This is a genomic window from Streptomyces canus (assembly GCF_041435015.1).
GTDB classification, from domain to species: Bacteria; Actinomycetota; Actinomycetes; order Streptomycetales; family Streptomycetaceae; genus Streptomyces; species Streptomyces canus_G.
Genome location: NZ_CP107989.1, coordinates 2,322,805 through 2,346,746, shown reverse-complemented (window position 1 = coordinate 2,346,746; position 23,942 = coordinate 2,322,805). Strand labels below are relative to the sequence as shown.

Here is a 23,942-nt window from a genome sequence, read left to right as displayed (position 1 = left end):
TGCGGCGCAGCTGCGGGCCCGGTGGGGGCGGGTGTAGCGCGTGCGGGTGGTGTGTGGGTCGGGGCCGCGGTGGGGGGTGTCCGTCCTCGGTCCGGCGGCTCGGTCCCTTGAGTGGTGCCCTGTAACGGACGCCGGCCGCTGCGGGCGGACACCCCCCACCCCGTCCCCTCGCCGCCGTACGCGGCTACCGGCCCTTCGTGGCGCGCGGTGCGGCGAACGGCCCGCCGGGGCGCATGAGGTGGCGAACGGTCCGTCCTGGCGCGGGTGACCGCAACTCCCCAGGGGCGCGGGGAACTGCGCGACCAGCCCCCACCGGCCCGCACACGCGTGAGGACCCGGTGTGGCACCCCAATAGGCGCCCGGCTCAGGCCCCGCGCACGCGGCCCGCCCCCCACTCACCCGCCCCCGCTCGACAAGCCGACCCGACACCCCCGTAGGCGCCCCGGCTCACATCACGCCGTGGCCGCCGGCGGAGCCAACTGCCGTGCCAGCCATGTGGGTACGCCCCCCAGCAACCGGTACAACCGCCTCGCCTCCTCGCGGAGCCGGGACGCCTCCGGTTCCACCTCCGCGTCCGCGAGGGACGCGAGGGCCGGTGCCGTTCCCACCAGGTAGCCCAACTCCTCCCGGATCCGGAGTGATTCGGCGAAGCCATGTCGGGCCTCGGCCAACTCCCCGTCCCGCAGGGCGAGTCCGGCGAGGTGGCGCCAGGTGAAGGACAGGAGCAGGGGGTCGGAGTGGGCCGTGGCGCCCGCGTGGGCGCGGCGGTAGGCCGCTCGGGCCGCCTGGGGAGCGTGGGCCAGGTTCTCGGCCAGCAGACCTCGGCGGAAGTCCAGCAGTGCCCTCGCCTCCACCCCCGGAGGGATCAGCGCCGCCGCACGGCCCAGCGCCGCCCTCGCCTCGTCCGCGCGGTCACGGACCCCGTGGAGCGTCGAGGCGTACGCAAGTTGCCCTCGTTCACAAGCGGCCGCTCCCCGTTCGCCGTCGCTGTGGGCCAGGGCCTCGGCGGTGCGCAGCGCGTCCTCCGCCTCCGGCCAGCCCTGCTCCGTGTACAGGCAGCGTTCCACCAGAAGTGCCGCTCTCTGCAGCGCCGCCTGCGCGGTGACCGGTTGGAGCAGGGCGGCCGCGTCGGCCCAGCAGGCCCGGGAGCGCAGCCGCCATACCGCGGTCTGGAGTGGATCGTCACCGGCGGTCGTTCCGTTACCAGACATGGCGGTATACGCCACGTTGCCCTCCCCGAGCGCGCCGTCGAGCTATGAGTGGTGGCGGCATCTCAGCACGAAACGGCGGGCCCGGCCAAGGGGGTGGGTGAAGGAATTCACAAAGTCGTGGGAGTCCGGGGTCTCACAGGTTTCAGCTCATCCGCAGTGCCAGGAAGAAATCCAGCTTGTCCTCGAGGCGTGAGAGGTCCCGGCTCGTCAACTGCTCGATCCGCCCGACGCGGTAGCGCAGCGTGTTGACGTGCAGGTGGAGACGGGTCGCGCAGCGGGTCCACGAACCGTCGCAGTCGAGGAAGGCCTCCAGGGTGGGGATGAGTTCGGCCCGGTGGCGGCGGTCGTAGTCGCGGAGCGGGTCGAGGAGACGGGCCGTGAAGGCTCGGCGGACGTCGTCGGGCACGAAGGGCAGCAGCAGGACGTGTGAGGCCAGCTCCTGGTGGCCTGCCGCGCAGACCCTGCCGGCGCGGGCCGCCGCCACCCTGCGGGCGTGGCGGGCCTCCTCCAGGGCGCCTCTGAGTCCCTCCGCCGAGTGGACCGACGCGCTGACGCCCAGGGTGACCCTGCCGTCGTCGTCCAGGCCGGCGGAGAGGGGGTCCCGTACGGATTCCAGGAGGGCGTCCGCCAGGATCCCGGCCTCGGAGCCGTCGTGCTCGGTGGACACCGCCGGGAGGGGGACCAGGGCGATCGCCTCGTCGCCGGTGTGGGCCACCGCTATGCGGTCGGACGGTTCGGGGCCCGTGGCCGACGGGTCCACCAGGATCTCCTCCAGGAGCGACTGGGCCACGGGCCCGCCCTCCAGGTCGCCGTCCTGCCACTCGACCCGGGCCACCACCACCTGCCAGTGAGGGGCGGCTCCCAGGCCGGGGAGGAGGACCGGGGCGGCCACCCTGAGGCGGGCGGCGATCTCGGCCGGTGCCGCTCCCGTCTGGACCAGCTCCAGGACCTCCTGGGCCAGGCGGCGGCGGACCGTGCGCGCCGCGTCCCTGCGGTCCCGCTCGACCGCGATCAGCTGGGTGACGCCCCGCAGGAGGTCCAGGCGTTCCTCCGGCCAGTCGCCGGCGTCCGCCTCCACCGCCAGCAGCCAGTCCGACAGGACCGTCTCGCGTACGTCCCTGGAGGCCTGGGGGGAGCGGCCGGAGCTGCGGACCGGGAAGAGGGAGTACGTCGACGAGCCGAGCGTGACCCGGTGGGGCCCTCGGCGCCCGGTGCGGGCCGCCGCCAGGTGTTCCGCCGCGAGCTTCGCGCAGGTGTCCGCCGGGAGACCGGGGCCCGCCACCTTCGGGCCCGCGATCGGACGGCCGGTGGGGGACAGGACCCAGGCGCGCAGGTCCAGGTCGGAGCCCAGGAGGTCGAGGACCACGTCCGGTCCGCCGCCCGCCGGGCCCGAGGTCATCATGCGGCGGTGGCGGTCCACCACGGCCGCCAGGTCGCCGGCCCGCTCCCCCGAGACCTGCCGTACGACATGTTCGGTGATCGTCGCGAAGGCCACCGACTCGTGCACCGCGAACAGCGGGAGGCGGTGGCGGACGCAGGCGACGACCAGGTCCTCCGGGACATTGCCCAGTTCCGCCTCACCGGCTGCCAGCCCGGCCACTCCGGCCTGCACGAGGAGTCGTACGAAAGGCTCCGAGTCGGCGGCGTCCCGGCGCCAGGCGAGGCCTGTCAGGACCAGTTCCCCGCCCGAGAGGTAGCGGCTCGGGTCGCGCAGATCCGTGGTCATCACCCCGCGCACGGTGCGATCCAGTTCGTCCTCGCCGCCGAGCAGCCGCAGGCCCAGCGCGTCGGTGTCCAGCAGTGCGCGCAGCCGCATTCTCGTCGCCGCCGTTCTTTGTCTCGAAATCTACGATGGAGGAAGGGTCCGGTGAGGTGCGGAGCGGTCTGTGCCGTCCCCGGGGCTGTGTCCCAGGTCACGTGGGCTGTGTCGAACGTTTCCGCAGGAAAACATGGAGGTGACCGAGGGCCTCCGTTCATACGAATCTACAAGATGACGGTCCCGACCAGCCAACTCCTTCATGGTTTCCGTGACTGACCCCGTCGGAGTACGCCGCTGTGTACTGGCTCCACTCCACGTGAACAGCACATGAACGAGCCGGGCCCGCCGCACCCGATCTGGCTCGATCCGTACGACCCCCAAGACGAAGAAGAGAGCCGGTCATGGACTTCCTTCGCCCCGCCAGCTGGGAGGAGGCGCTCGCCGCCAAGGCCGAGCACCCCACCGCTGTGCCCATCGCGGGCGGCACCGACGTGATGGTCGAGATCAACTTCGACCATCGGCGGCCCGAGTACCTGCTCGACCTGAACCGCGTCGGCGACCTCACCGAGTGGGAGGTCGGCGAGGACGCCGTGCGGCTCGGCGCCTCCGTGCCGTACACCCGGATCATGGAGGACCTGCGCGGCGAGCTCCCGGGCCTGGCCCTCGCCTCGCACACCGTGGCCTCTCCGCAGATCCGCAACCGCGGCGGCGTCGGCGGCAACCTCGGTACCGCCTCCCCGGCCGGTGACGCCCACCCCGCCCTCCTCGCGGCCGGTGCCGAGGTCGAGGTCGAGTCGGTGCGCGGATCGCGGCTCATCCCGATCGACGCGTTCTACACCGGCGTGAAGCGCAACGCGCTGGCGGCCGACGAGCTCATCCGCGCCGTGCACATCAAGAAGGCCGACGGACCCCAGCAGTACTCCAAGGTCGGCACGCGCAACGCCATGGTCATCGCCGTGTGCGCCTTCGGGCTCGCGTTGCACCCCGTGACGAGGACCGTGCGGACGGGGATCGGTTCGGCCGCTCCCACACCCGTTCGGGCCAAGGCCGCCGAGGAGTTTTTGAACGCCGCTCTGGAAGAGGGCGGGTTCTGGGACAACGGCAAGATCATCACCCCTTCGGTCGCCAAGCAGTTCGCGGACCTCTGCGCCGCCTCCTGCAACCCGATCGACGACGTCCGGGGCACGGCGAGCTACCGCCGCCACGCGGTCGGCATCATGGCCCGCCGCACCCTGACCTGGACCTGGGAGTCGTACCGCGGCACCGCCGCCACCACGGAGGGAGCTGCGTAATGCGCGTCAACTTCACTGTCAACGGACGTCCGCAGGAAGCCGACGACGTGTGGGAGGGCGAGTCCCTGCTGTACGTGCTGCGGGAGCGGCTCGGGCTGCCCGGTTCGAAGAACGCCTGCGAGCAGGGTGAGTGCGGGTCCTGCACGGTCCGGCTGGACGGCGTCCCGGTGTGCTCGTGCCTCGTCGCCGCCGGACAGGTCGAGGGGCGCGAGGTCGTGACCGTCGAGGGGCTCGCGGACTACGCGAAGCAGCGTTCGTGCGGTCACCAGGCGCCGGCGGGGCAGGACTCCCACACCGGCGAGGGCACCGAACTCTCGCCCGTCCAGCAGGCGTTCATCGACGCCGGCGCCGTCCAGTGCGGCTTCTGCACGCCGGGGCTGCTGGTCGCCGCCGACGAGATGCTGGAGCACAACCCCAACCCGAGCGACGCGGACATCCGCGAGGCGCTGTCGGGCAACCTGTGCCGCTGCACCGGATACGAGAAGATCATGGACGCGGTCCGCCTCGCGGCCGCCCGGCAGGGAGAGGCGGTCTGACGTGTCCACTCCCAACGGCACTCCCACCAAGATCACCCAGGGTTCGAAGACCAAGGGCGGCATCGGCGAGTCCACGCTCCGCCCCGACGGCACCCTCAAGGTCACCGGCGAGTTCGCGTACTCGTCCGACATGTGGCACGAGGACATGCTCTGGGGGCAGATCCTCCGCTCGACGGTCGCACACGCCGAGATCGTGTCCATCGACACGAGCGAGGCCCTCGCCCTGCCGGGCGTGTACGCCGTCATGACGTACGACGACCTGCCGACCGAGGTGAAGAACTACGGTCTGGAGATCCAGGACACCCCGGTCCTCGCCCACGGCAAGGTACGCCACCACGGCGAGCCGGTCGCGATCGTCGCCGCCGACCATCCCGAGACGGCCCGCCGCGCCGCCGCCAAGATCAAGGTCGAGTACCGCGAGCTGCCCGTCATCACCGACGAGGCCTCCGCGACCGCCCCCGACGCGATCCTCGTCCACGAGGGCCGCGACGACCACCACGTCGGACACGTCCCGCACCCGAACATCGTGCACCGGCAGCCGATCATCCGCGGTGACGTCCAGGAGGCCTCGAGGAAGGCCGACTTCGTCGTCAAGGGCGAGTACACCTTCGGTATGCAGGACCAGGCCTTCCTCGGCCCCGAGTCGGGTCTCGCCGTGCCGGACGAGGACGGTGGCGTCCACCTCTACATCGCCACCCAGTGGCTGCACTCCGACCTGCGGCAGATCGCGCCCGTCCTCGGCCTGCCCGAGCGCAAGGTGCGCATGACGCTGTCCGGCGTCGGCGGGGCCTTCGGCGGCCGCGAGGACCTGTCGATGCAGATCCACGCCTGCCTGCTCGCGCTGCGCACGGGCAAGCCGGTCAAGATCGTCTACAACCGGTTCGAGTCCTTCTTCGGGCATGTCCACCGGCACCCGGCCAAGCTGTACTACGAGCACGGGGCCACGCGTGAAGGCAGGTTGACGCACGTCAAGTGCCGGATCGTCCTCGACGGCGGCGCCTACGCCTCCGCCTCGCCGGCGGTCGTCGGCAATGCCGCTTCCCTCGGCGTCGGGCCGTACGTCGTCGACGACGTCGAGATCGAGGCCCTCGCGCTCTACACCAACAACCCGCCCTGCGGCGCGATGCGCGGCTTCGGCGCGGTCCAGGCGTGCTTCGCCTACGAGGCGCAGATGGACAAGCTCGCCGACGCGGTGGGCATGGACCGGGTGGAGTTCCGGCAGCTGAACGCCATGGAACAGGGCACGATCATGCCGACCGGCCAGCCCGTCGACTCGCCGGCTCCCGTCGCCGAACTGCTGCGCCGCGTCAAGGCGATGCCGCTTCCTCCGGAGCAGCAGTGGCTCGCGGCCGGCGAGGAGGCCGACGTACGGCAGCTGCCGGGCGGTCTGTCCAACACCACCCACGGTGAAGGCGTCGTGCGGGGTGTCGGCTACGCGGTCGGCATCAAGAACGTCGGCTTCTCCGAGGGGTTCGACGACTACTCCACGGCGAAGGTCCGCATGGAGGTCGTCGGCGGCGAGCCCGTCGCCACCGTGCACACGGCCATGGCGGAGGTCGGGCAGGGCGGGGTCACCGTCCACGCGCAGATCGCCCGCACCGAGCTGGGGGTCGCACAGGTGACCATCCGTCCCGCGGACACGCAGGTGGGCTCGGCGGGTTCGACCTCGGCCTCCCGTCAGACGTACGTCACCGGCGGCGCCGTCAAGAACTCCTGCGAGCTCGTCCGGGAGAAGGTGCTGGAGCTCGGGCGCCGCAAGTTCGGTTCGTACCACCCGGCCTGGGCCACCGCCGAACTGCTCCTGGAGGGCGGCAAGGTCGTCACCGACGGCGGTGAGGTCCTCGCGGACCTGGTCGACGTACTCGAAGACGAGAGCGTCGAGGTCGAGGCGGAGTGGCGGCACCGGCCGACCGAGCCCTTCGACCTGCGGACCGGGCAGGGCTTCGGACACGTCCAGTACTCCTTCGCCGCCCACCGAGCGGTCGTCGAGGTCGACACCGAGCTCGGGCTGGTCAAGGTGATCGAGCTGGCCTGTGCGCAGGACGTCGGCAAGGCGCTGAACCCGCTGTCCGTCATCGGCCAGATCCAGGGCGGTACGACCCAGGGCCTGGGCGTCGCGGTGATGGAGGAGATCATCGTCGACCCCAAGACGGCGAAGGTCAGGAACCCCTCCTTCACGGACTACCTGATCCCCACGATCCTCGACACGCCGACCATCCCCGTCGACGTGCTCGAACTCGCCGACGACCACGCGCCGTACGGGCTGCGCGGCGTCGGCGAGGCACCCACCCTGTCCTCGACCCCGGCCGTGCTCGCGGCGATCCGCAACGCGACGGGGCTGGAGCTGAACAGGACACCGGTACGGCCGGAGCACCTGACCGGCACGTAATGGACCGGTGATTTTCCCCGGGGGACGTGTTCCCCCGGGCCCCAACTGTCCGTCCTGGGCCGTCCCCCGGGTCGTGCACATCCCAAATCCCGTGACCGACAAGGCGGTTGCACGGGTGCCCCTGTGAACCTTGGGAGACGGCACCATGACCCAGCAGTCCCTGGAACCCAGGACCACGGCCGACGACGCGGGAGAAGGCACCCGCGTTCGGGCCGGCAGGTCCTGGCTCGACCGGTACTTTCACATATCCAAGCGGGGATCCACGGTCGCGCGTGAACTCCGAGGCGGCGTCACCACCTTCATGGCGATGGCGTACATCCTCCTGCTCAACCCCCTGATCCTGTCCGGCAAGGACGCGGCGGGGGACACCCTCGGCCAGAAGGCCCTCATCACCGCGACCGCGTTCGCGGCGGCCCTCACCACGCTGCTGATGGGCTTCTTCGGCAAGGTGCCGCTGGCGCTCGCCGCCGGTCTCTCCGTCTCCGGCGTCCTGTCCTCGCAGGTCGTGCCCGTGATGACCTGGCCGCAGGCCATGGGCATGTGCGTGATGTACGGCGTGGTCATCATGCTGCTCGTCGTCACCGGCCTGCGCGAGATGATCATGAACGCGATCCCGCTGGCCCTCAAGCACGCGATCACCATGGGCATCGGCCTCTTCGTCGCGCTGATCGGCTTCTACAAGGCCGGTTTCGTCCACCAGGGCAAGGCCACTCCGGTGACCCTGGGTCCCACGGGCGAACTCGCGGGCTGGCCCGTCCTGTTGTTCGCCGTCACGCTCCTCGCGATCTTCATGCTCCAGGCGCGAGGCGTCCCCGGCGCGATCCTGATCGGCATCGTCGGCGGGACCGTACTCGCCGTGTTCCTCAACGCGGTCGGGGCGGTGGACGCCGAGCAGTGGGCGAGCGGCGCTCCCGAACTGCACGGCAGCGCGGTCTCCATGCCCGACTTCTCGATCTTCGGGAAGGTGGAGTTCGGCGGCTGGGGCGAGGTCGGCGCGATGACGGTCGGCATGATCGTGTTCACGCTGGTGCTTGCCGGGTTCTTCGACGCGATGGCCACCATCATCGGCGTCGGCACCGAGGCCGAACTCGCCGACGCGCAGGGCCGGATGCCGGGCCTGTCCAAGGCACTGTTCATCGACGGCGCGGGCGGTGCGATCGGCGGAGTGGCGGGTGCCTCCGGCCAGACCGTCTTCGTCGAGTCGGCGACGGGAGTGGGCGAGGGCGCCCGTACCGGACTGTCCTCCGTCGTCACGGGCCTGTTCTTCGCGGCCTGTCTGTTCTTCACCCCGCTCACGGCGATCGTGCCGGGCGAGGTCGCGGCCGCCGCCCTGGTGGTGATCGGCGCGATGATGATGATGAACGCCCGCCATGTCGACTGGGCCGACCGCGCCACCGCCATCCCGGTCTTCCTGACCGTCGTGATCATGCCGTTCACCTACTCGATCACGGCGGGTGTCGCCGCCGGCGTCATCTCGTACGTCGCCATCAAGGTCGCGCAGAGCAAGGCGCGGGAGATCGGCGCCTTCATGTGGGGACTGACGGCGATCTTCCTGGTGTACTACGCCCTCAACCCGATCGAGAGCTGGATGGGCGTGCACTAGCCGCTCGAACGACCCGTACGCAACCGCTGTGAAGGAGACCGAGACATGCTGGACATCGCCGACGAGCTGCACCGGTGGGTCGAGCAGGGACGTGACTTCGCCGTGGCCACCGTGGTGGCCGTCGGCGGCAGCGCGCCCCGCCGGCCCGGCGCCGCCCTCGCGGTGGACGCCGACGGCACGGCGATCGGCTCGGTCTCCGGCGGTTGCGTGGAGGGCGCGGTCTACGCGCTGTGCCAACAGGCGCTGGAGGACGGGGAGTCGGTCCTCGAACGCTTCGGCTACAGCGACGAGGACGCCTTCGCCGTCGGCCTGACCTGTGGCGGCGTCATCGACATCCTCGTCACCCCGGTGCGGGCCCACGCCCCCGTCCGCCCGGTGCTCGCTTCCGCACTGGAAGCCGCGGCGGGGGGCCGGGCGGCGGCGCTGGCGCGGATCGTCTCCGGACCGCGGGAACTCGTCGGCCGCGCGCTCGTCGTAGGACCCGAGGACCTCTCCGGTCGCGGCGGCTTCGGCGCCCATCCCGAGCTGGACCGCACGATCGCCGCCGAGGCCGGCGCCTTCCTGGAGGCGGGCCGCACCGGCACCCTGGAGATCGGCGAACAGGGCTCGCGCTGCGGCGCCCCGCTCACCGTGCTCGTCGAGTCCTCCGTACCGCCGCCCCGGATGATCGTCTTCGGCGCGATCGACTTCGCGTCGGCCCTGGTGCGGATCGGCACGTTCCTCGGCTACCGGGTCACCGTGTGCGACGCGCGCCCCGTCTTCGCGACCGAGGCACGCTTCCCGGAGGCCGACGAGACAGTCGTCGAGTGGCCGCACAGGTACCTGGAGCGCACGGAGGTCGACGCCCGGACGGTCCTGTGCGTCCTCACGCACGACGCCAAGTTCGACATACCCCTGCTGCGACTGGCCCTCAGGCTCCCGGTCGCCTACGTGGGCGCCATGGGCTCCCGCCGCACCCACCTCGACCGCAACGAACGCCTGCGTGAAGTCGGTGTGACCGAGCTGGAGTTGGCGCGGCTGCGGTCACCCATCGGCCTGGACCTCGGCGCGCGGACGCCCGAGGAGACGGCCCTGTCGATCGCCGCGGAGATCGTCGCGAGCCGACGGGGCGGCAGCGGGGTCTCCCTCACCGGGGCGCACACGCCGATCCATCACGACGTGACCTCGGAACCGGTCCGCCGGATCGGGTCGGTGGCCTGAGCGGACGCCTGGGGCTGGTCCGGCCACGTGAACGCGTACCGCGGATCGCCGCCCCGGCTCAGCCGGACGAAGCGCAGCAGTTCACGCACGATGCCCGCACCGCCCTGCGCCCAGCCGGTACCGGGTTCGAGGTCGCTCGGGGTGGCCCGGTGCTCGACGTTGGACCAGCGGGCACCGTCGGTGTCCCGGACCGCGCGGGCGGCGAGGTCGGCGACGAGGACCCGCGCGAAGTCGTGAGCCTCCCGTCCTTCGGCTCCTTCGGCGATCCGGTCGCCGGCCAGCGCGAGGACGCCCGCCGTGCCGCAGCACCGGCCGTTGTTGTCCCAGAACCCCGGCCGCAGCCGCCGTGGGAGACCGGAGTGGACGACCGTGTGCCAGCAGCGGTCGGCGAGCGCGGCCCAGGCCGGGTCGCCCTGGGTGTCGCGCAGCAGCCGGAACATGTGGGCGTCCCCGGCCGGGCCGTGGCACCAGCCGTAGCTGACCGGCTCGATCAGGTCCGGCAGGAACTGCGGGGTGGAGTGCCGCACGAGGAAACCGTCCGGGCCGCCCTCGTCGCGGGCCACGACGTCCGCGACCCCCGCCAGCCCCAGGTCGACCAGGTCGGCACGGCCCGTCGTGTGGCCGATCCGGACGAGGGTGTAGGCGATGCCCAGCGTGCCGTGCGACATGTGGTGCATGCGGGCTTCCGTGCCCGGGCGGTGCGGCCAGGTGACCCCCCACGGGGTCTTCTCCGCGGCCCGCAGATACGGCTCCACCGCGAGGACGGCGAACTCGGGATCGCCGACCGCCAGAGCGGCCAGCCCCGTTCCGCCGTTGCCGCCCATCAGCTCGAACAGCTCGCCCCAGCGCTCCCCGTCGAAGTGCGAGCGCACGAGAGCCATCGCGCGGTCGGCCGCCGTACCGCAGGCCGTGTCGCCGAGCTCGTCGTGCAGGGTGTGCAGGACGAGGGCCATTCCGGACCGGCCGAAGTACAGGGAGTCGTCCTCGTGGCCGTCGACGGCGGCGGCCAGGCCGCGGCCCGCGCGGAGTGCGAGGTCGGCGTAGGAGTCGTCGCCCAGGTGCCGCCATGCCTCCAGGAGCACCGAGACGATCCCCGCCGTGCCGGTGTAAAGGGTCGGGTCGGTGTTCTCCTGCGAGGGTGTGGTCGGCCAGGCGAGTCCGCCGTCCGCCGTCTCCCGCGCGGCGGCCACCAGCCACCGCAGCCCGTCCACCGCGAGCTCCTCGACCTCGTCCACCCGCACCGTCGTACCGTCAACTGCATTCATGGCGCCCACTGTTGCACGCCCCTCAGGTCCCCCGCAGCAGCCGGTTCAGCGCCCGCCCGAAGACCGACCGGGCCGACACCCGCAGCACAGGGGCGAACAGGCCGGGCAGGAAAGGCACCCGGAGCGACTCGCGCCAGATCACGCGGGCGCGGCCGCCCGGACCCGGGTGCACCTCCAGTTCGGCCCAGCCCTTCACCACCCGGCCGCGCTTCTCCAGGCGGCACAGACCGGAGACGCCCTCCGCGGGTGGGCGCCAGACCGTGACCTCCATGGGGTCGGCGAAGGCGAGCGGGCCGATCCCCGAACGGGCGACGACGAGCGTGCCCTCGGTCGTCGGGCCCGGCGGCACGACGGTGACGCGCGTCAGGGGGACGACCTCGCCGTGGCGGGGCCACTCCGTGAGGCGGCGCCAGGCCTCGTCCGGGGAGAGCGGGGCCGTGCGTTCGAGGAGGAAGGTGACCACGGGCTGATCTTAGGGAATCAGTCCTGCTCAGCGGGGATTTCAAAAGGGGTCTCACATACTTGGCGCAGCGGGGTGCGGGTGCGCTGACGTACCGCGGGCGAACACGGCCCTGGACGGGGTCCCGGGTCGTACGCCTGTCGACGTGTGCATGTACACCCCCGCATCCGTGCGGCACCATGAGCGCGACCGCACCACCGGCCGCAGGGGGACGTCTCGTGGACAGCGAACGGCACGGCAGGCTCGACGCGTTGCAGAGCGATCCGTACCCGCACTACGAGCGGGCCCGGGGCACCGAAGGGCTGGCGCGCATCGACGAGTTGGACGCCTGGCTGGTCGCCCGGGACGCGGACGTGCGCGAAGTGCTGCGCCGGCCCGAGGACTTCTCGTCGGCGAACGCCCTCGTGCCCGACGTACTGCCGTCGCCGGCCGCGCTCGCCGTCCTCGGCGGCGGATTCGGCGGGCGCCCGGTCGTCGTCACCGCGGACGGCGACCTGCACCAGCGGCTGCGCGCGCCGATCGTGCGCGGGCTCTCGCCGTCGCGAGTCGCCGCGGTCCTCCCGTACGCCGCGGAGCGCGCCGCCGCCCTCGTCGACGGCTTCGTGAAGGACGGCCGGGTCGAGCTGATGTCGGGGTACGCGCGGAAGCTGCCCGGCGACGTCATCGGGCGGATCGTCGGCCTCGACCCCGCCGACGTCCCGGCCGTGGTGCACGGCGGTCACCGCGCCGAGGAACTGCTGTTCCGGCCGCTGGCGGAGAGCGAGCAGGTCGCCGCCGCCCAGGACGTGGTGGCGATGCAGCACATCCTCGACCGGCTCGTACGCGAGCGGCACGCCGAGCCGCGCGAGGACCTGTGCGGCGAACTCGTCACGTCCCTCACCGAGCCGGGCGAGCTGACCCTCGACCACCGGCACGAACTCGTCGCCCACCTCCAGAACCTGTTGATCGCCGGGCACCTGACCACCACCGCGCTCATCGGCACGACCGTCCTGCACCTGCTGCGCCACCGGGACCAGTGGGAGCTGCTGTGCGCCGAACCCGAGCGGATACCGGCGGCCGTCGAGGAGGCGGCCCGCTACGACAGCGCGCTACAGGGCTTCCGCCGGGTGACCACCCGTCCCGTCACCCTGGCGGGCACCGAACTCCCCGCCGGAGCAACGATGTTCGTGGCGTTCGGGGGCGCCAACCGGGACGGCGCCCGGCACCCGCGCCCCGACACGTTCGACATCACCCGCCCGGCCGTCCGCCACCTCGCCTTCGGACACGGCGTGCACAGCTGCCCCGGCTCGCAACTGGCCCGCGAACAGCTCCACCTCACGCTCCAGGAGCTCACCGGCCGGCTTCCGGGGCTCCGGCTCGCCGACGGGCAGCCGGTCGCCATGCGGCCGACGATGATCCACCGCTCGCCCCAGCGCCTCCACCTGACCTGGTAGATCGCGCCCCGCCGCATGGACCGGCCCCGCGCGGTTACTCGCGGAGAGAAAGAAGTGCACGCGAGAGCCGGGAGGTGGCCGCATGACGCGCGTGCGTACGGTGCTGTTCGACCGCGACAGCATCCTCGCCGAAGACCCGCCCGGCCCCGACCGGGTGCGCCCGGCGCCGGGTGCCCGTGAGGCGCTCGGCATGTTGCGCCTGCACGGCGTCCGCACCGGGTTCGTCGCCCTGCAACCGGCTGTCGGGCACGGACGGCTCAGCGACGCCGACGTACGGGCCGTCAACCATCGCGTCGACGACCTCCTCGGCCCCTTCGACATCTGGGGCGTGTGCCCGCACGGACCCGACGACGGCTGCCACTGCCGACCGCCCGAACCGGGCCTGATCCTCTGGGCGGCCGGCCGGGTGTGCACCGCACCGGCCGACTGCGCGGTCATCGGCACGGCCGCGCACGCCGAGGCCGCGGCCCGGGTGGGCGCCCACGGGATCCTCGTACCGGACGAGCGGACCCGGCCGGAGGAGACGGCGCGGGCCGATCATGTGGCGCCGGACGTCCTGACCGCCGTCCGCGCGCTCCTCACCGGGCCGCCGCAGGGGCGGGTCCTGGTCGACGAGCGGCCGATCGAGTCGGCCTTCGAGCCGGGGGAGGGCTGACGGTCAGCGTTCCGTCCACCGGCACACCAGCCGGAACACCGCGAACAGGGTCAGTGGCCAGACGGCCGCGAAGGTCCAGATCACCGCGGGCCGCGAGGTGACGATCCCGGTGACCAGCAGCGCGATCGACACCGCGAGCAGCAGGCTCACCGTCAGGACGTGCGGCCGGTAGTGCGTGACCCGGGAGAGGTCGGGCCGCCGACGCAGCCGCCCGGTGCGCAGGCGGCGGTCCAGACGGCGGTCGCGGCGCAGGGCGCGTTCCACCTCGTCCAGAATGCGCTGTTCGTGATCGGGGAGTCGCCCTGTCGTCACTGTCGCTCCTCGCGGATCCGGAGAGTCCTTCTTCGGGTGCCCGGAGAAGGACCCGTGAACCGTCCGGTCACTGGGCGTGGAAGGCCGACGGGCCACGGTGCCGGCACCGAGCGGCGCGGGCACCGTGGCGACACACGGACGGGTCAGTTCTCGCCGAGGAGCTTCTTCATCTCGCTGATCTCGGCGTTCTGCGCGGTGACGATGTCACCGGCCATGGCCGTGGCGGCCTTGTCCTCGCCCTTGGCCTTCTCGGTCGTGGCCATCTCCACGGCACCCTCGTGGTGCTCGACCATCATGGTGAGGAACATGGAGTCGAAGTCCTTGCCGGAGGCCTTCTTCAGCTTGCCCATGTCGGCGCTGTCCATCATCCCGTCCATGCCGTCCATGCCGTCCATGCCGGAGTGATCCATGCCGGGCATCGACTCGGGGACCTTCTCGTCCCAGGCCTTCAGCCAGCCCGTCATGGTCGTGATCTCCGGCCCCTGCGCCTTCTCGACGCGGGCGGCGAGGTCCTTGACCTGGGCGGAGGCGGCCCGGCCGTCGGCGAGCTCCGCCATCTCGATGGCCTGCTGGTGGTGCGGGATCATGCCCTGGGCGAAGGAGACGTCCTGGGCGTTGTGGGCGCCGGCCGAGCTCTCGGCGGACACCGAGGGCGACGAGGCGGCCGAGCCGCTGTCGTCGCCGCCCCCACAGGCGGCGAGGGCGAACACGGCAGTCACGGTCAGCGCCGCGAAACGGGTGGTACGCATGCTGGAACTCCTGTTGTGCGAAAGGGATCCGGACGTGACGGAGCACGTCGTGTCTAGATCCGCAGGAGTTGGAGTTCCGCGAGGGAGGGCGGTGCGCGGGCACCGTCCTGAGACGTGACCGCCTCGGGGCACAGGCTGTCGTCGGACACGGCCGTGGCGGCGGGGTCGGGAGCGAGCGCGGGCAACACCGGCCCACCGCTCACGGCCCCCGAGACACAGGTCGCGTCGGCATGGTGAAGGTGCCCGGACCCGCAACCGTCGTGACAGGTCGCGTCGGCGCTGACCGCGACGGTCGTCACGCGCGCGGAGCCCGAGCCTTCGTGGCCATGAAGCCCGCCCCCCGGAGCCAGCCCGTGCATGGCCAGCACTCCGACCAGCATCCCGAGCAAGAGCAACGCCCGCCACAGGGGCGGTCGTGCGGGAAGGTGCTCGGGCCGGGTCATCGGGATCATCCTAGAGAGGGCTGTGCCACGGCTGTGCACCGAGGCCGTCGCCGTACGGTACGTCCCCGCGACGCCCTCTGTTCAGAGCGTGCCTCCGGTTCAGGTCGCCGTCGAAAACGAGTCCGCCTCGCGCCGCCCGCGGGCGTACGTTCTCCGGGAGCCCGTCGAGGGGCGGCGGGCCGGGAAGGACCGTGTGGACACCGACAGTCGAGCCAAGGCGCAGCGCTTCGCCGACCTGCACCGGGAGGGCTGCTTTCTGCTCCCCAACGCGTGGGACGTGGGCAGCGCGCGGATCCTGGAGGCGGCCGGCTTCCCGGCCGTGGCGACCACCAGCGCGGGCGTCGCGTTCTCCCTCGGACGGACCGACCACGACTTCTTCGCCGAACAGCCGGCCGAGGACCGCGTCGACCGCGAGACCATGCTGCGCCGGGTCCACGAGATCGCGGGCGGGATCTCCGTACCCCTGAGCGCGGACCTGGAGGACGGATACGGCGAGTCGCCCGAGACCGTCGCCACCACCATCGCGAGGACCCTCGCCGCCGGGGCCGCCGGCGGCAACATCGAGGACTTCACCGGCGACCGCACCCGTCCGCTCTACGACGAGAAGCTCTCCGCCGACCGCATCCGCGCCGCCCGCGAGACCCTTGCGGCCGACGGCGAGCCCTTCGTCCTGGTCGGGCGCACCGACGTGCTGCTGGTCGGCCGCCCGCTCGACGAGGCCGTACGGCGGGCGAACGCCTATCTGGAGGCCGGCGCCGACTGCGCGTTCGTCCCCGGCGCCGCCGACGCCAAGACCATCGGCACGCTCGTCCGCGAGCTCGACGGCCCGCTCAACGTGGTGATGGGCCTGACCGGCAACGCGCTCTCCCTCGACGACCTGCGTGAACTCGGCGTCCGCCGGGTCACGGTCGGCGGCAGCATCGCCCGCGCGATGTACCGCCATCTGCTCGACGCCGCACGGGAGTTGGCCGGCAGCGGTACGTTCTCCTACGCCTCCGACCAGCTCTCCCAGACGGAGCTCAACGATCTGTTCCGGCAGGGCTAGAGGCAGGGCTGGGGGCAGGGCTGGGGGCAGTGCTGGAGGGCGGTACCACGCAGCTCGGTGCCTCGGGGGCGTCCTCGGCGTGCCGGGTCAGCGCGCAGACCGTACGCAGAGCGACCTTCCAGCCGCCGTCCTGGAGTACGGCCGCCCCCCGGCCGCCGGGGTCCAGCCGGCGGCCCTCGCGCGTGAGGTCGTAGGCCACATCGGCGTGCACGTCCGAGGTGTACGACACGGAGGTCACCTCGGCGCGCAGCTTGCTGCCGCTCGGGTCGCGGAACAGGTTGTCGATCATCAGGGCGTTCTCGTCGCCGTCCTCGACGACGTCGCTGCGCTGCTCCAGGGAGGACTTCGGGTCGAAGAGGACCGTCCACGCCTCCCGGATGTCCTGCTCGGCCTGTCGTGGATCCGAGGGCGCGGTGGCGGTCGGAGCCGGGGAGGCGGAGAGCGACGGGGAGCCGCCGGCCGTGGTCGCGCCCGGCGACCCGGCGGCCGAGGACCGGGCCGTCCGGGTGGCCCCGCCGTCACCACCGCCGTCGTTGTCGTCACAGGCTCCGGTGAGGACGAGGGCGGTGACCGCCAGGGCCACCGCCCAGGTCCCGTGCCGTGCAGGGAGGTTCGCACAGGTCATGGCACTCCATCTCCCGGGTACACCGTGTGGCTGGCCTACCCGGAGGCAGGGGATTCATCCAGGACGTGTGGGAAAACCCCGCATCTGGCGCGCCTACTCCTCGGCGCCGCCCCGCCGCCGTACCGCGAAGACCACGGCCGCCGCCGCGACGAGGATCCCGGCGCCGATCCCGGTCCAGGCACCCGCGGACAGCCCGCCCTCGTCGCCCTTCTCGGTGTCGGCGGCCTGCGGGGTGGCCGCGGGGGTCGTCTCCCTGGCCGTGGGTGACGGTGACGCCGACGCGCTGGGGGAGGGGCTGACCGCCTTCGCCCCCGGTGCCGCGGCCTTGAGCTTCAGCGTCGGCGCCGGGTTCTCGCCGTTCTCGTCGAGCTCGATCCAGCGGTCGACGTGCCCGTCGCCATAGGTCTGGAGGGTCTTGAAGGGCACCTCCTCGGCGTCGGGCAACTGCCGCACGACGACGGAGTACTCGGCGCCCTCGCCGGTCTTCAGCTCCGTGCCCTTGACGGTGTAGCCGTCGGCGGTCGTGCTGAAGCTCCAGCCCTTGGGGCCCTCGCCGTACGTCACGTCGGCCGGCGCGATGCCCTCGGGCAGGACCACGCGCACCTCCTTGATCCCGGAGGTGTCGGACTCGGCCTCGGCGTGGAAGGAGACGGTGACGTTCTCGGCGAGGGCCTGCGCCTTGTCGGCCTCGACCTCGGTGTGGGCGGCGGCCGGAACGGCGGTCAGGAGTACGGCGGTCGCGGCTCCGACGGCCGCGACGCACAGGCGGGGCAGGGTGATACGGGACATGCGGGTCTCCAGGCAGGGTGGTACGGCGGGAACGCAGTCCGGCGGGGCCGGACCGTCGCTTCCCGGTGGGGTCAGTGGGCGAGAGCTGCGCTCGCCACCGGGGGACCCCGCCGTACCACCGCGTGCGCCAGCAACAGCCGCCCCGTGAGCGGCCGTTCGCCGTACCCCGAAACCACGACCACCGCGGCCGGGGGCGCGGGTGACGCGGGCCGGGTGAACAGCAGCCGGGCGGCGGCCAATCGGTCCCGGACCGCGTCGAGGGCCGCCGTCACCCCGCGGGCCACCGTCCAGCAGGCCGCGTCCGCACGGTGCAGCAGGACGGCCACGAGCACGGCGACCAGCGAGTGGGCCGCCGTCATGGCGAGGGAGCCGTAGAACCGTTCGTGCCACGCCGAGTGGGCGTCGTGCACGTGGCCGCCATGGAGATGCCCGGCCGCGTTGAGCGTCAGCCACAGATGAAGCCCGGACTGACCCGCGACACTGCAGGTGACGACCGCCGCCAGGCTCCGGGGCCGCTGCACACCGATGAGTCCCACCGCGAAGAGCACGGCCGTCGCGGCAGCACCCTGCCCCCAGGGCACCGGGCCCTCGGCGAGCAGATGATGGGCGCTGATCCCGAGCACCGTACCGACGACGGCGAACACCGCGGCCCGCAGAACGGGCAGAGGCGCGCGAGTCGTGGTGGTCGGCAGGTACATGTCCCGCTCATCATGGGGCATCGCGGGCCGGCCGGCAGGGGAAACCCGTACTCCCGGCCTCGTGTTTCTCAGCGTGTGCCGTGGCTCTGCTCGGTTCCCGCGGTGCTCCCGGGCCGGACGACCTCTCCCTGGATGACCTGGGGTTCCGGGCCGCCCTCCTTCGCCGCCCGCGCCTCCGCCTTGAGGATGCGGGCCGACTTGCCCGCGGTACGGGTCAGTTCCGGACCCTTCCTGACGGCGATGACCGCTATGACGACGATCAGGATGATCGCGAGCTCACTCAGTCCGAACATGGGGGAGGCCTCCGTCAGAGGTGGGCACCTGGGTCGGACGAGACGCCCGCCGGACCGGCAGCGTACCCGCAGACCAGGGGCGCGGGGGAAGACCAGGTGACGCAGCCGACGCGGTCGCGGCCCCAGGTTGCTTTGCCCGTCCTTTACTATTGGATGCGACCTGCCCCACCACGAAGGAGCCACAGTTCCGCAATGGGTGAGCCTCCCAGTACCGGCCGCGCCGCGTTTCCCCCACACGGACGGGCGGGGGTGCACCGGTGACCGAGATCCTGCTGCTGGTGCTCGCCCTGCTCCTCACCCTGGCCTGTGCCGTGTTCGTCGCGGCCGAGTTCTCCCTGACCACCGTCGAGCGCGGTGACCTGGAGCGGGCCGCCGAGGCCGGTGAGCGCGGCGCCGGGGGTGCGCTCAGGGCCGTACGCCGGCTGACCTTCCAGCTCTCCGGCGCCCAGCTCGGCATCACGGTCACCTCGCTGGTGATCGGCATGCTCGCCGAACCCTCCCTCGCGGTGCTCCTCAGGGGCCCGCTGGAGGCCGCCGGCCTCGGCGGAGCCGCCGCGCCGGTGGCGACCGCGCTGGGCGTGGCCCTGTCCACCGTCGTGCTGATGGTGGTGGGCGAGCTGGTGCCGAAGAACTGGGCGATCTCCCGCCCGCTGGCCGTCGCCAAGGTGGTGGCCGGACCACAGAGCGCCTTCACCGCCCTCTTCGGCCCCTTCATCCGCCATCTCAACAACACCGCGAACCGTTTCGTACGACGCTTCGGCCTGGAGCCCGCCGAGGAGCTGGCCTCCGCCCGCAGCCCCGAGGAGCTCGTCGCGCTCGCCGAGCACTCCGCCGCCGAGGGCGCCCTGGAGGCCGACTCCGCCGAACTGTTCGTGCGCACCCTGCACCTGGGCGAGCTGACCGCCGAGAACGTCATGACACCGCGCGTCGACGTCAAGGCCCTCGAAGCGCACGCCACCGCCGCCGACGCGGCCAACCTCACGCACGCCACCGGCCTGTCCCGCTTCCCCGTCTACCGGGACAGCCTGGACGAGGTCATCGGCACCGTGCACATCCGTGACGTGCTCGCCCTGGAACCGCGCCGACGCGCCACCACCCCGGTCACCGAGCTGGCCACCGCACCCCTGCTGGTCCCGGACAGCCTCACCGCCGACCGGCTCCTGGTGCGGCTGCGGGTCACCCGCACCATGGCCGTCGTCATCGACGAGTACGGCGGCACGGCGGGCGTGGCGACGGTCGAGGACATCGTGGAGGAGGTCGTCGGAGAGGTCCGCGACGAGCACGACCCCGTGGAGATCCCCGACCTGCGGCCCGCCGGTGTGCGGGCCTGGGAGGCGGAGGGCTCGGTCCGCGTCGACCGGCTCGGCGAGATAGGGCTCACGGCGCCCGAGGGGCCGTACGAGACCGTGGCAGGACTGGTCGCCACCCGCCTCGCACGCATCCCCGCCAAGGGCGACGACCTCGACCTGGACGGCTGGCGCCTGGAGGTCCTGGACGTCGGCCACCACCGCGCCGACCGCGTCCGCATCACCGCGCCGGAGCCCGCCCGAGGCCTGGTCCAGGCCGGGGAGGAGGCCCGATGACCACCGTCCAGCTGCTCGTCGGCGCCCTGACGCTGCTGACCAACGCCTTCTTCGTGGGCGGCGAGTTCGCCCTGATCTCCGTGCGCCGCAGCCAGATCGAGCCGCGTGCGCGTGCCGGCCACAAGCGGGCCCGGATGACCCTGTGGGGTCTCGAACACCTCTCCGCGATGATGGCCACCGCCCAGCTCGGCATCACCGTCTCCTCGCTGGTGCTCGGTGCGGTCGCCGAACCGGCCATCGCGCACCTGCTGGAGCCCGCCTTCCACGCGGCCCACATCCCGCAGGGCCTCGTGCACCCGATCGCATTCGTGATCGCCCTGTCGCTGGCCACGTATCTGCACATGCTGATCGGCGAGATGGTCCCGAAGAACATCGCGCTCGCGGCCCCCGTGCCGACCGCACTGCTGCTCGGACCGCCTCTCGTGGCCCTCACGCGTGCGCTGAAGCCCTTCGTGTTCGGCATCAACGCCTTCGCCAACACCCTGCTGAAGCTGCTGCGCGTGGAGCCCAAGGACGAGGTCGAGTCGGTGTTCACCGACGACCAGCTCGCCCGCATGGTCGTCGACGCCAGTGAGGCGGGACTGCTCTCGCCCGCCGACGGCGAGCGACTGCGGGACGCGCTGGAGCTGGGCACCCGCCCGGTCGGCGAGATCCTCGTCCCCGCCCGGAAGATGCGGACCGTGGACGTCTCGGTCACCCCGGCGCGGCTCGAGCGGGTCGCCGCCGAGGTGGGCTACTCCCGCTTCCCGGTCACCGGTCCGGACGGCACCCTGCTGGGCTATCTGCACATCAAGGACACCCTCGGCGTCACCGACCGCGACCGGCCCTTCCCCCGCGCCACCCTGCACCCGGTCACCCGGGTCCGCATCGACACCCCGCTGGACGACACCCTCACCGCGCTGCGCGCCGACGGGAGTCATCTGGCGGCGGTGACGGGGGAGTCGGGGGCCGTCCTCGGGTTCGTGACCATGGAGGACGTCCTGTCCGAGCTGGTCGGGCCGACGCCGGCCGCCGTCTGACCGCCGGGCGGCCCCGCCGCCCGGCCGGCAGATCCGGGAACGCCGCATGCGCCCCGGGCGTTCACCCAGCGCACCTCACTACCTAAGGAGCAAGCCCGTGTCCGCCACACCGACGGACTCCCGCCCGACGCGATCGACGCGCCGTTGAGTACCACCAGTGCGGTCCTGGGACTGCTGGCCGTGTTCCTGCTGACCGCGGGCACCGGCTACTTCGTCGCCCAGGAGTTCGCCTACGTCTCGGCGGACCGGCTCGCCCTCTCCCGTGAGGCGGAGGCGGGTGACCGGAAGGCGGCCCGCGCGCTGAAGGTGCTGGAGCGGCTGTCCTTCATGCTCTCCGGCGCCCAGCTGGGCATCACCGTCACCGGCCTGGTCGTCGGCTTCATCGCCGAACCGTCGGTCTCCGCCCTGCTCGAACCCGCCCTGACCGGCATGGGGGTTCCCGAGGGGGCCGTCGGCGGCATCTCCGTCGTGCTCGCCTTCGTCCTGGCCACCGTCGTCCAGATGGTGCTCGGCGAGCTGGCCCCGAAGAACCTCGCGATCGCCGTCCCGGAGCGGCTCGCGAAGGCCCTCGCACCCTCCACCCTCGGGTACCTCAAGGTCGTCGGCCCGCTCGTCCACGTCTTCGACGGGGCGGCCAACCGCCTGCTCCGCAAGGCCGGCATCGAACCCGTCGAGGAACTCCACCACGGCGCCACCCTGGAGGAGCTCGGCCACCTCATCGGCGAGTCCCACGAACAAGGTGAACTGCCCAGGGACACCGCCGAACTCCTCGACCACGCCCTGGAGTTCTCCGAGCGCACCCTCGACGAGGTGATGGTGCCGCGCGTCGACGCCGTCTTCGTCCGAGGGGACGCCACCGCGGCCGAGGCCGTCGACCTGATCGCCAAGCACGGCCACTCCACCTACCCCGTCCTCGGCCACCACCCGGACGACGTCCCGGGCGTCCTGGGCGTACGGGAGCTGATGCGGCTGCCGGCCCATGAACTGACCCGGGCCACCGCGGGCGCCCTCGCCCGCAGCCCGCTGCTGCTGCCCGACACGCTTCCGCTGCCGGAGGCGGTCGAGCAGATGCGGGAGCGGGACGACGAGTTCGCGGTCGTCCTGGACGAGCACGGCGGAGTCGCCGGCATCGTCACCTACGAGGACATCGCCGAGGAACTGGTCGGTGACATCGCCGACGAGACCGACACCGTCACCGCACTCGCCGTGCCCGACGGGCAGGGCTGGCTGGTCGACGCGGGCCGCCGCCTCGACGAGATCGCCGACGCCACCGGCGTCGAACTGCCCGAGGAGGAGGACTACGACACCGTCGCAGGACTGGTCGTGGACCGCCTCGGCCGCTTCCCGGCGATCGGGGACCGCATCACGGTCGACCTGTGGGACGGCGGGCGCGCGGTGATCGACGTACGGACCCTCGACCGCCATGTGCCGGAGCGTGTCCGTATCCAGAAGTCCGCGGAGGAGGGCCAGGCATGAGTTTCCCGATGGCGCTCTTCGTCACCGTTCTGCTGCTGATCGGCAGCGGGTTCTTCGTCGCCGCGGAGTTCGCCCTGGTCGCCGCCAAGCGGCACCGCATGGAGAAGGCCGCGGCGGAGGGCCGGCGCGGTGCGAAGGCGGCCCTGGCCGGGATGCGCGAGCTGTCGCTGATGCTGGCCGGCGCCCAGTTGGGCATCACCGTCTGCACCCTGGGCCTCGGTTCGGTCTCCAAGCCCGCGATCTCCCACGCTCTCGACCCCCTGCTGCACGACGTGGGCCTGCCCAGCGCGGTCAGCTACGCCGTGGCCTTCGTGTTCGCCATGGTCGTCGTGGTGTTCCTGCACATGGTGCTCGGCGAGATGGCCCCCAAGTCCTGGGCCATCGCCCACCCCGAGCGTTCCGCGATGCTGCTCGCGCCGCCTTTCTGGGGCGTGGTCAAGATCGTCCGGCCGCTGATCTCGGTGCTGAACAGCATGAGCAACGCACTGGTACGGCTGTGCCGGGTCACCCCGCGCGACGAACTGGCCGCGGTGCACAACCGGGAGCAACTCACCCACCTGGTCGAGGAGTCGGAGCGGCTCGGACTGATCAGCGAGGCCGACTCGGAGCTGCTCACCCGCTCGCTCACCGAGCCCGAGACCCCGGTCGCCGACCTTCGGATCCCGGCCGCGGAGATCACCTCGGTGGTCGGCACCGCCGACCTCGAGACCATCCTGCGCACGGCCGCCGACCACGACCGCACCCGCATGCTGGTCCGCGAGGGCGATCTCGTCCTCGGCTCCCTCCACGCCCGCGACGCCCTGGTCGCCCGCGCCCAGGGCCGCACCTCGACCGCGCGCACCCTCGCCCGCCCGGTTCCGGAACTGAAGGAGGACACGAAGGTCGCCGACGCGATCGACCTGCTCCGCCGCAACCGGGCCTCTCTGGCGGTCGTACGCGACGAGGCGGGCGCGCTCACGGGCATGGTGACGCTGGACGACCTGCTGGCGCGCTATCTGCAACCGCAGGCGGGCTGATCCGCGTTCCGCGTGGACACATCAGACGCGTGGACACATGAGCCGCGTGGACACATGAGCAAAGGCAAGGAGGTCACACCTCCTTGCCCTC

At 72.2% G+C, this 23,942-nt stretch carries 23 protein-coding genes; 12 read left to right on the top strand and 11 right to left on the bottom strand.

Annotated elements, in window-relative coordinates:
• Positions 1 to 452: 452 nt before the first annotated feature.
• Entirely contained in the window at positions 453 to 1,226 is a 774-nt protein-coding gene (locus tag OG841_RS10495) for a hypothetical protein (RefSeq protein ID WP_328641667.1), read from the bottom strand.
• A gap of 127 nt (positions 1,227 to 1,353) precedes the next feature.
• Entirely contained in the window at positions 1,354 to 3,027 is a 1,674-nt protein-coding gene (locus tag OG841_RS10490; protein WP_326662603.1) for a PucR family transcriptional regulator, read from the bottom strand.
• 344 nt (positions 3,028 to 3,371) lie between these two features.
• On the opposite strand from OG841_RS10490, the gene OG841_RS10485 reads away from it, so the two are divergent.
• From OG841_RS10485 to OG841_RS10465, 5 genes are all read left to right on the top strand, one after another.
• Positions 3,372 to 4,262 carry an FAD binding domain-containing protein gene (locus tag OG841_RS10485; protein WP_328641668.1) on the top strand — a complete coding sequence of 297 codons (891 nt, stop codon included), beginning with the start codon at positions 3,372 to 3,374 and terminating at the stop codon, positions 4,260 to 4,262.
• On the top strand, positions 4,262 to 4,798 hold the full coding sequence (locus tag OG841_RS10480) for a (2Fe-2S)-binding protein (protein WP_328641669.1): 537 nt from the start codon (positions 4,262 to 4,264) through the stop codon (positions 4,796 to 4,798). The genes OG841_RS10485 and OG841_RS10480 overlap by 1 nt, the downstream gene beginning before the upstream one ends.
• 1 nt (position 4,799) lies before the next feature.
• Positions 4,800 to 7,187 (top strand): xanthine dehydrogenase family protein molybdopterin-binding subunit, encoded by a 2,388-nt coding sequence (locus OG841_RS10475; protein ID WP_371564565.1) that lies wholly within the window; start codon positions 4,800 to 4,802, stop codon positions 7,185 to 7,187.
• A gap of 145 nt (positions 7,188 to 7,332) precedes the next feature.
• On the top strand, positions 7,333 to 8,790 hold the full coding sequence (locus OG841_RS10470; protein WP_371564563.1) for an NCS2 family permease: 1,458 nt from the start codon (positions 7,333 to 7,335) through the stop codon (positions 8,788 to 8,790).
• 45 nt (positions 8,791 to 8,835) lie between these two features.
• Positions 8,836 to 9,990, top strand: coding sequence for an XdhC family protein (locus tag OG841_RS10465; RefSeq protein WP_365119047.1), 1,155 nt, complete (start codon positions 8,836 to 8,838; stop codon positions 9,988 to 9,990).
• Here OG841_RS10465 and OG841_RS10460 read toward each other — a convergent pair.
• Positions 9,942 to 11,255 (bottom strand): lanthionine synthetase LanC family protein, encoded by a 1,314-nt coding sequence (locus OG841_RS10460; RefSeq protein WP_371564561.1) that lies wholly within the window; start codon positions 11,253 to 11,255, stop codon positions 9,942 to 9,944. The genes OG841_RS10465 and OG841_RS10460 overlap by 49 nt on opposite strands.
• Before the next feature lie 22 nt (positions 11,256 to 11,277).
• Positions 11,278 to 11,718: an SRPBCC family protein gene (locus OG841_RS10455; protein WP_328641674.1), complete on the bottom strand. Its 441-nt coding sequence runs from the start codon at positions 11,716 to 11,718 to the stop codon at positions 11,278 to 11,280.
• 215 nt (positions 11,719 to 11,933) lie between these two features.
• On the opposite strand from OG841_RS10455, the gene OG841_RS10450 reads away from it, so the two are divergent.
• A complete protein-coding gene (locus tag OG841_RS10450) occupies positions 11,934 to 13,148 on the top strand; it encodes a cytochrome P450 (protein ID WP_328641675.1) in 1,215 nt (404 codons plus the stop codon).
• Between the two features lie 82 nt (positions 13,149 to 13,230).
• A complete protein-coding gene (locus tag OG841_RS10445) occupies positions 13,231 to 13,803 on the top strand; it encodes an HAD-IIIA family hydrolase (protein ID WP_328641676.1) in 573 nt (190 codons plus the stop codon).
• Positions 13,804 to 13,806: 3 nt separating this feature from the next.
• On the opposite strand, the gene OG841_RS10440 is transcribed toward OG841_RS10445, so the two are convergent.
• From OG841_RS10440 to OG841_RS10430, 3 genes are all read right to left on the bottom strand, one after another.
• Positions 13,807 to 14,115 (bottom strand): DUF3040 domain-containing protein, encoded by a 309-nt coding sequence (locus OG841_RS10440; protein ID WP_328641677.1) that lies wholly within the window; start codon positions 14,113 to 14,115, stop codon positions 13,807 to 13,809.
• Between the two features lie 143 nt (positions 14,116 to 14,258).
• Complete coding sequence (locus OG841_RS10435) at positions 14,259 to 14,864, bottom strand: DUF305 domain-containing protein (RefSeq protein ID WP_328641678.1); 606 nt, start codon at positions 14,862 to 14,864, stop codon at positions 14,259 to 14,261.
• Positions 14,865 to 14,917: 53 nt separating this feature from the next.
• Complete coding sequence (locus OG841_RS10430) at positions 14,918 to 15,307, bottom strand: DUF6153 family protein (RefSeq protein ID WP_328641679.1); 390 nt, start codon at positions 15,305 to 15,307, stop codon at positions 14,918 to 14,920.
• Between the two features lie 193 nt (positions 15,308 to 15,500).
• On the opposite strand from OG841_RS10430, the gene OG841_RS10425 reads away from it, so the two are divergent.
• Positions 15,501 to 16,352 (top strand): isocitrate lyase/PEP mutase family protein, encoded by an 852-nt coding sequence (locus tag OG841_RS10425; protein WP_328641680.1) that lies wholly within the window; start codon positions 15,501 to 15,503, stop codon positions 16,350 to 16,352.
• Here the strand turns inward: OG841_RS10425 and OG841_RS10420 are convergent.
• The 4 genes from OG841_RS10420 to OG841_RS10405 all read right to left on the bottom strand — a co-directional run bounded on the left by OG841_RS10420 (position 16,327) and on the right by OG841_RS10405 (position 18,757).
• The gene (locus tag OG841_RS10420) at positions 16,327 to 16,977 is read right to left on the bottom strand and encodes a hypothetical protein (RefSeq protein ID WP_328641681.1); all 651 of its coding nucleotides are present in this window, start codon (positions 16,975 to 16,977) and stop codon (positions 16,327 to 16,329) included. The two genes, OG841_RS10425 and OG841_RS10420, sit on opposite strands and share 26 nt — an antisense overlap.
• 93 nt (positions 16,978 to 17,070) lie before the next feature.
• Positions 17,071 to 17,766 carry a DUF1775 domain-containing protein gene (locus OG841_RS10415; RefSeq protein WP_328641682.1) on the bottom strand — a complete coding sequence of 232 codons (696 nt, stop codon included), beginning with the start codon at positions 17,764 to 17,766 and terminating at the stop codon, positions 17,071 to 17,073.
• Between the two features lie 71 nt (positions 17,767 to 17,837).
• Positions 17,838 to 18,464, bottom strand: a complete 627-nt coding sequence (locus OG841_RS10410) for a hypothetical protein (protein WP_328641683.1) — start codon at positions 18,462 to 18,464, stop codon at positions 17,838 to 17,840.
• A gap of 68 nt (positions 18,465 to 18,532) precedes the next feature.
• Positions 18,533 to 18,757 carry a twin-arginine translocase TatA/TatE family subunit gene (locus OG841_RS10405; RefSeq protein ID WP_328641684.1) on the bottom strand — a complete coding sequence of 75 codons (225 nt, stop codon included), beginning with the start codon at positions 18,755 to 18,757 and terminating at the stop codon, positions 18,533 to 18,535.
• Between the two features lie 257 nt (positions 18,758 to 19,014).
• Here OG841_RS10405 and OG841_RS10400 point away from each other — a divergent pair, with 257 nt between their 5' ends.
• The 4 genes from OG841_RS10400 (at position 19,015) to OG841_RS10385 (ending at position 23,851) form a co-directional block, all read left to right on the top strand.
• Positions 19,015 to 20,340 (top strand): hemolysin family protein, encoded by a 1,326-nt coding sequence (locus OG841_RS10400; protein ID WP_328641685.1) that lies wholly within the window; start codon positions 19,015 to 19,017, stop codon positions 20,338 to 20,340.
• Positions 20,337 to 21,359 carry a hemolysin family protein gene (locus OG841_RS10395; RefSeq protein WP_328641686.1) on the top strand — a complete coding sequence of 341 codons (1,023 nt, stop codon included), beginning with the start codon at positions 20,337 to 20,339 and terminating at the stop codon, positions 21,357 to 21,359. The genes OG841_RS10400 and OG841_RS10395 overlap by 4 nt, the downstream gene beginning before the upstream one ends.
• Positions 21,360 to 21,503: 144 nt before the next feature.
• On the top strand, positions 21,504 to 22,835 hold the full coding sequence (locus OG841_RS10390; protein ID WP_328641687.1) for a hemolysin family protein: 1,332 nt from the start codon (positions 21,504 to 21,506) through the stop codon (positions 22,833 to 22,835).
• A complete protein-coding gene (locus OG841_RS10385) occupies positions 22,832 to 23,851 on the top strand; it encodes a hemolysin family protein (RefSeq protein ID WP_328641688.1) in 1,020 nt (339 codons plus the stop codon). The genes OG841_RS10390 and OG841_RS10385 overlap by 4 nt, the downstream gene beginning before the upstream one ends.
• The last annotated feature ends 91 nt before the right edge of the window (positions 23,852 to 23,942 follow it).

Excerpts from the sequence above, each read along its gene's own strand:
- OG841_RS10490 (WP_326662603.1), bottom strand. The coding sequence starts at position 3,027 with ATGCGGCTGCGCGCACTGCTGGACACCGACGCGCTGGGCCTGCGGCTG.
- OG841_RS10485 (WP_328641668.1), top strand. The coding sequence starts at position 3,372 with ATGGACTTCCTTCGCCCCGCCAGCTGGGAGGAGGCGCTCGCCGCCAAG.
- OG841_RS10480 (WP_328641669.1), top strand. The coding sequence starts at position 4,262 with ATGCGCGTCAACTTCACTGTCAACGGACGTCCGCAGGAAGCCGACGAC.
- OG841_RS10470 (WP_371564563.1), top strand. The coding sequence starts at position 7,333 with ATGACCCAGCAGTCCCTGGAACCCAGGACCACGGCCGACGACGCGGGA.
- OG841_RS10465 (WP_365119047.1), top strand. The coding sequence starts at position 8,836 with ATGCTGGACATCGCCGACGAGCTGCACCGGTGGGTCGAGCAGGGACGT.
- OG841_RS10460 (WP_371564561.1), bottom strand. The coding sequence starts at position 11,255 with ATGAATGCAGTTGACGGTACGACGGTGCGGGTGGACGAGGTCGAGGAG.
- OG841_RS10445 (WP_328641676.1), top strand. The coding sequence starts at position 13,231 with ATGACGCGCGTGCGTACGGTGCTGTTCGACCGCGACAGCATCCTCGCC.
- OG841_RS10435 (WP_328641678.1), bottom strand. The coding sequence starts at position 14,864 with ATGCGTACCACCCGTTTCGCGGCGCTGACCGTGACTGCCGTGTTCGCC.
- OG841_RS10430 (WP_328641679.1), bottom strand. The coding sequence starts at position 15,307 with ATGACCCGGCCCGAGCACCTTCCCGCACGACCGCCCCTGTGGCGGGCG.
- OG841_RS10420 (WP_328641681.1), bottom strand. The coding sequence starts at position 16,977 with ATGACCTGTGCGAACCTCCCTGCACGGCACGGGACCTGGGCGGTGGCC.
- OG841_RS10415 (WP_328641682.1), bottom strand. The coding sequence starts at position 17,766 with ATGTCCCGTATCACCCTGCCCCGCCTGTGCGTCGCGGCCGTCGGAGCC.
- OG841_RS10410 (WP_328641683.1), bottom strand. The coding sequence starts at position 18,464 with ATGTACCTGCCGACCACCACGACTCGCGCGCCTCTGCCCGTTCTGCGG.
- OG841_RS10405 (WP_328641684.1), bottom strand. The coding sequence starts at position 18,757 with ATGTTCGGACTGAGTGAGCTCGCGATCATCCTGATCGTCGTCATAGCG.
- OG841_RS10395 (WP_328641686.1), top strand. The coding sequence starts at position 20,337 with ATGACCACCGTCCAGCTGCTCGTCGGCGCCCTGACGCTGCTGACCAAC.
- OG841_RS10385 (WP_328641688.1), top strand. The coding sequence starts at position 22,832 with ATGAGTTTCCCGATGGCGCTCTTCGTCACCGTTCTGCTGCTGATCGGC.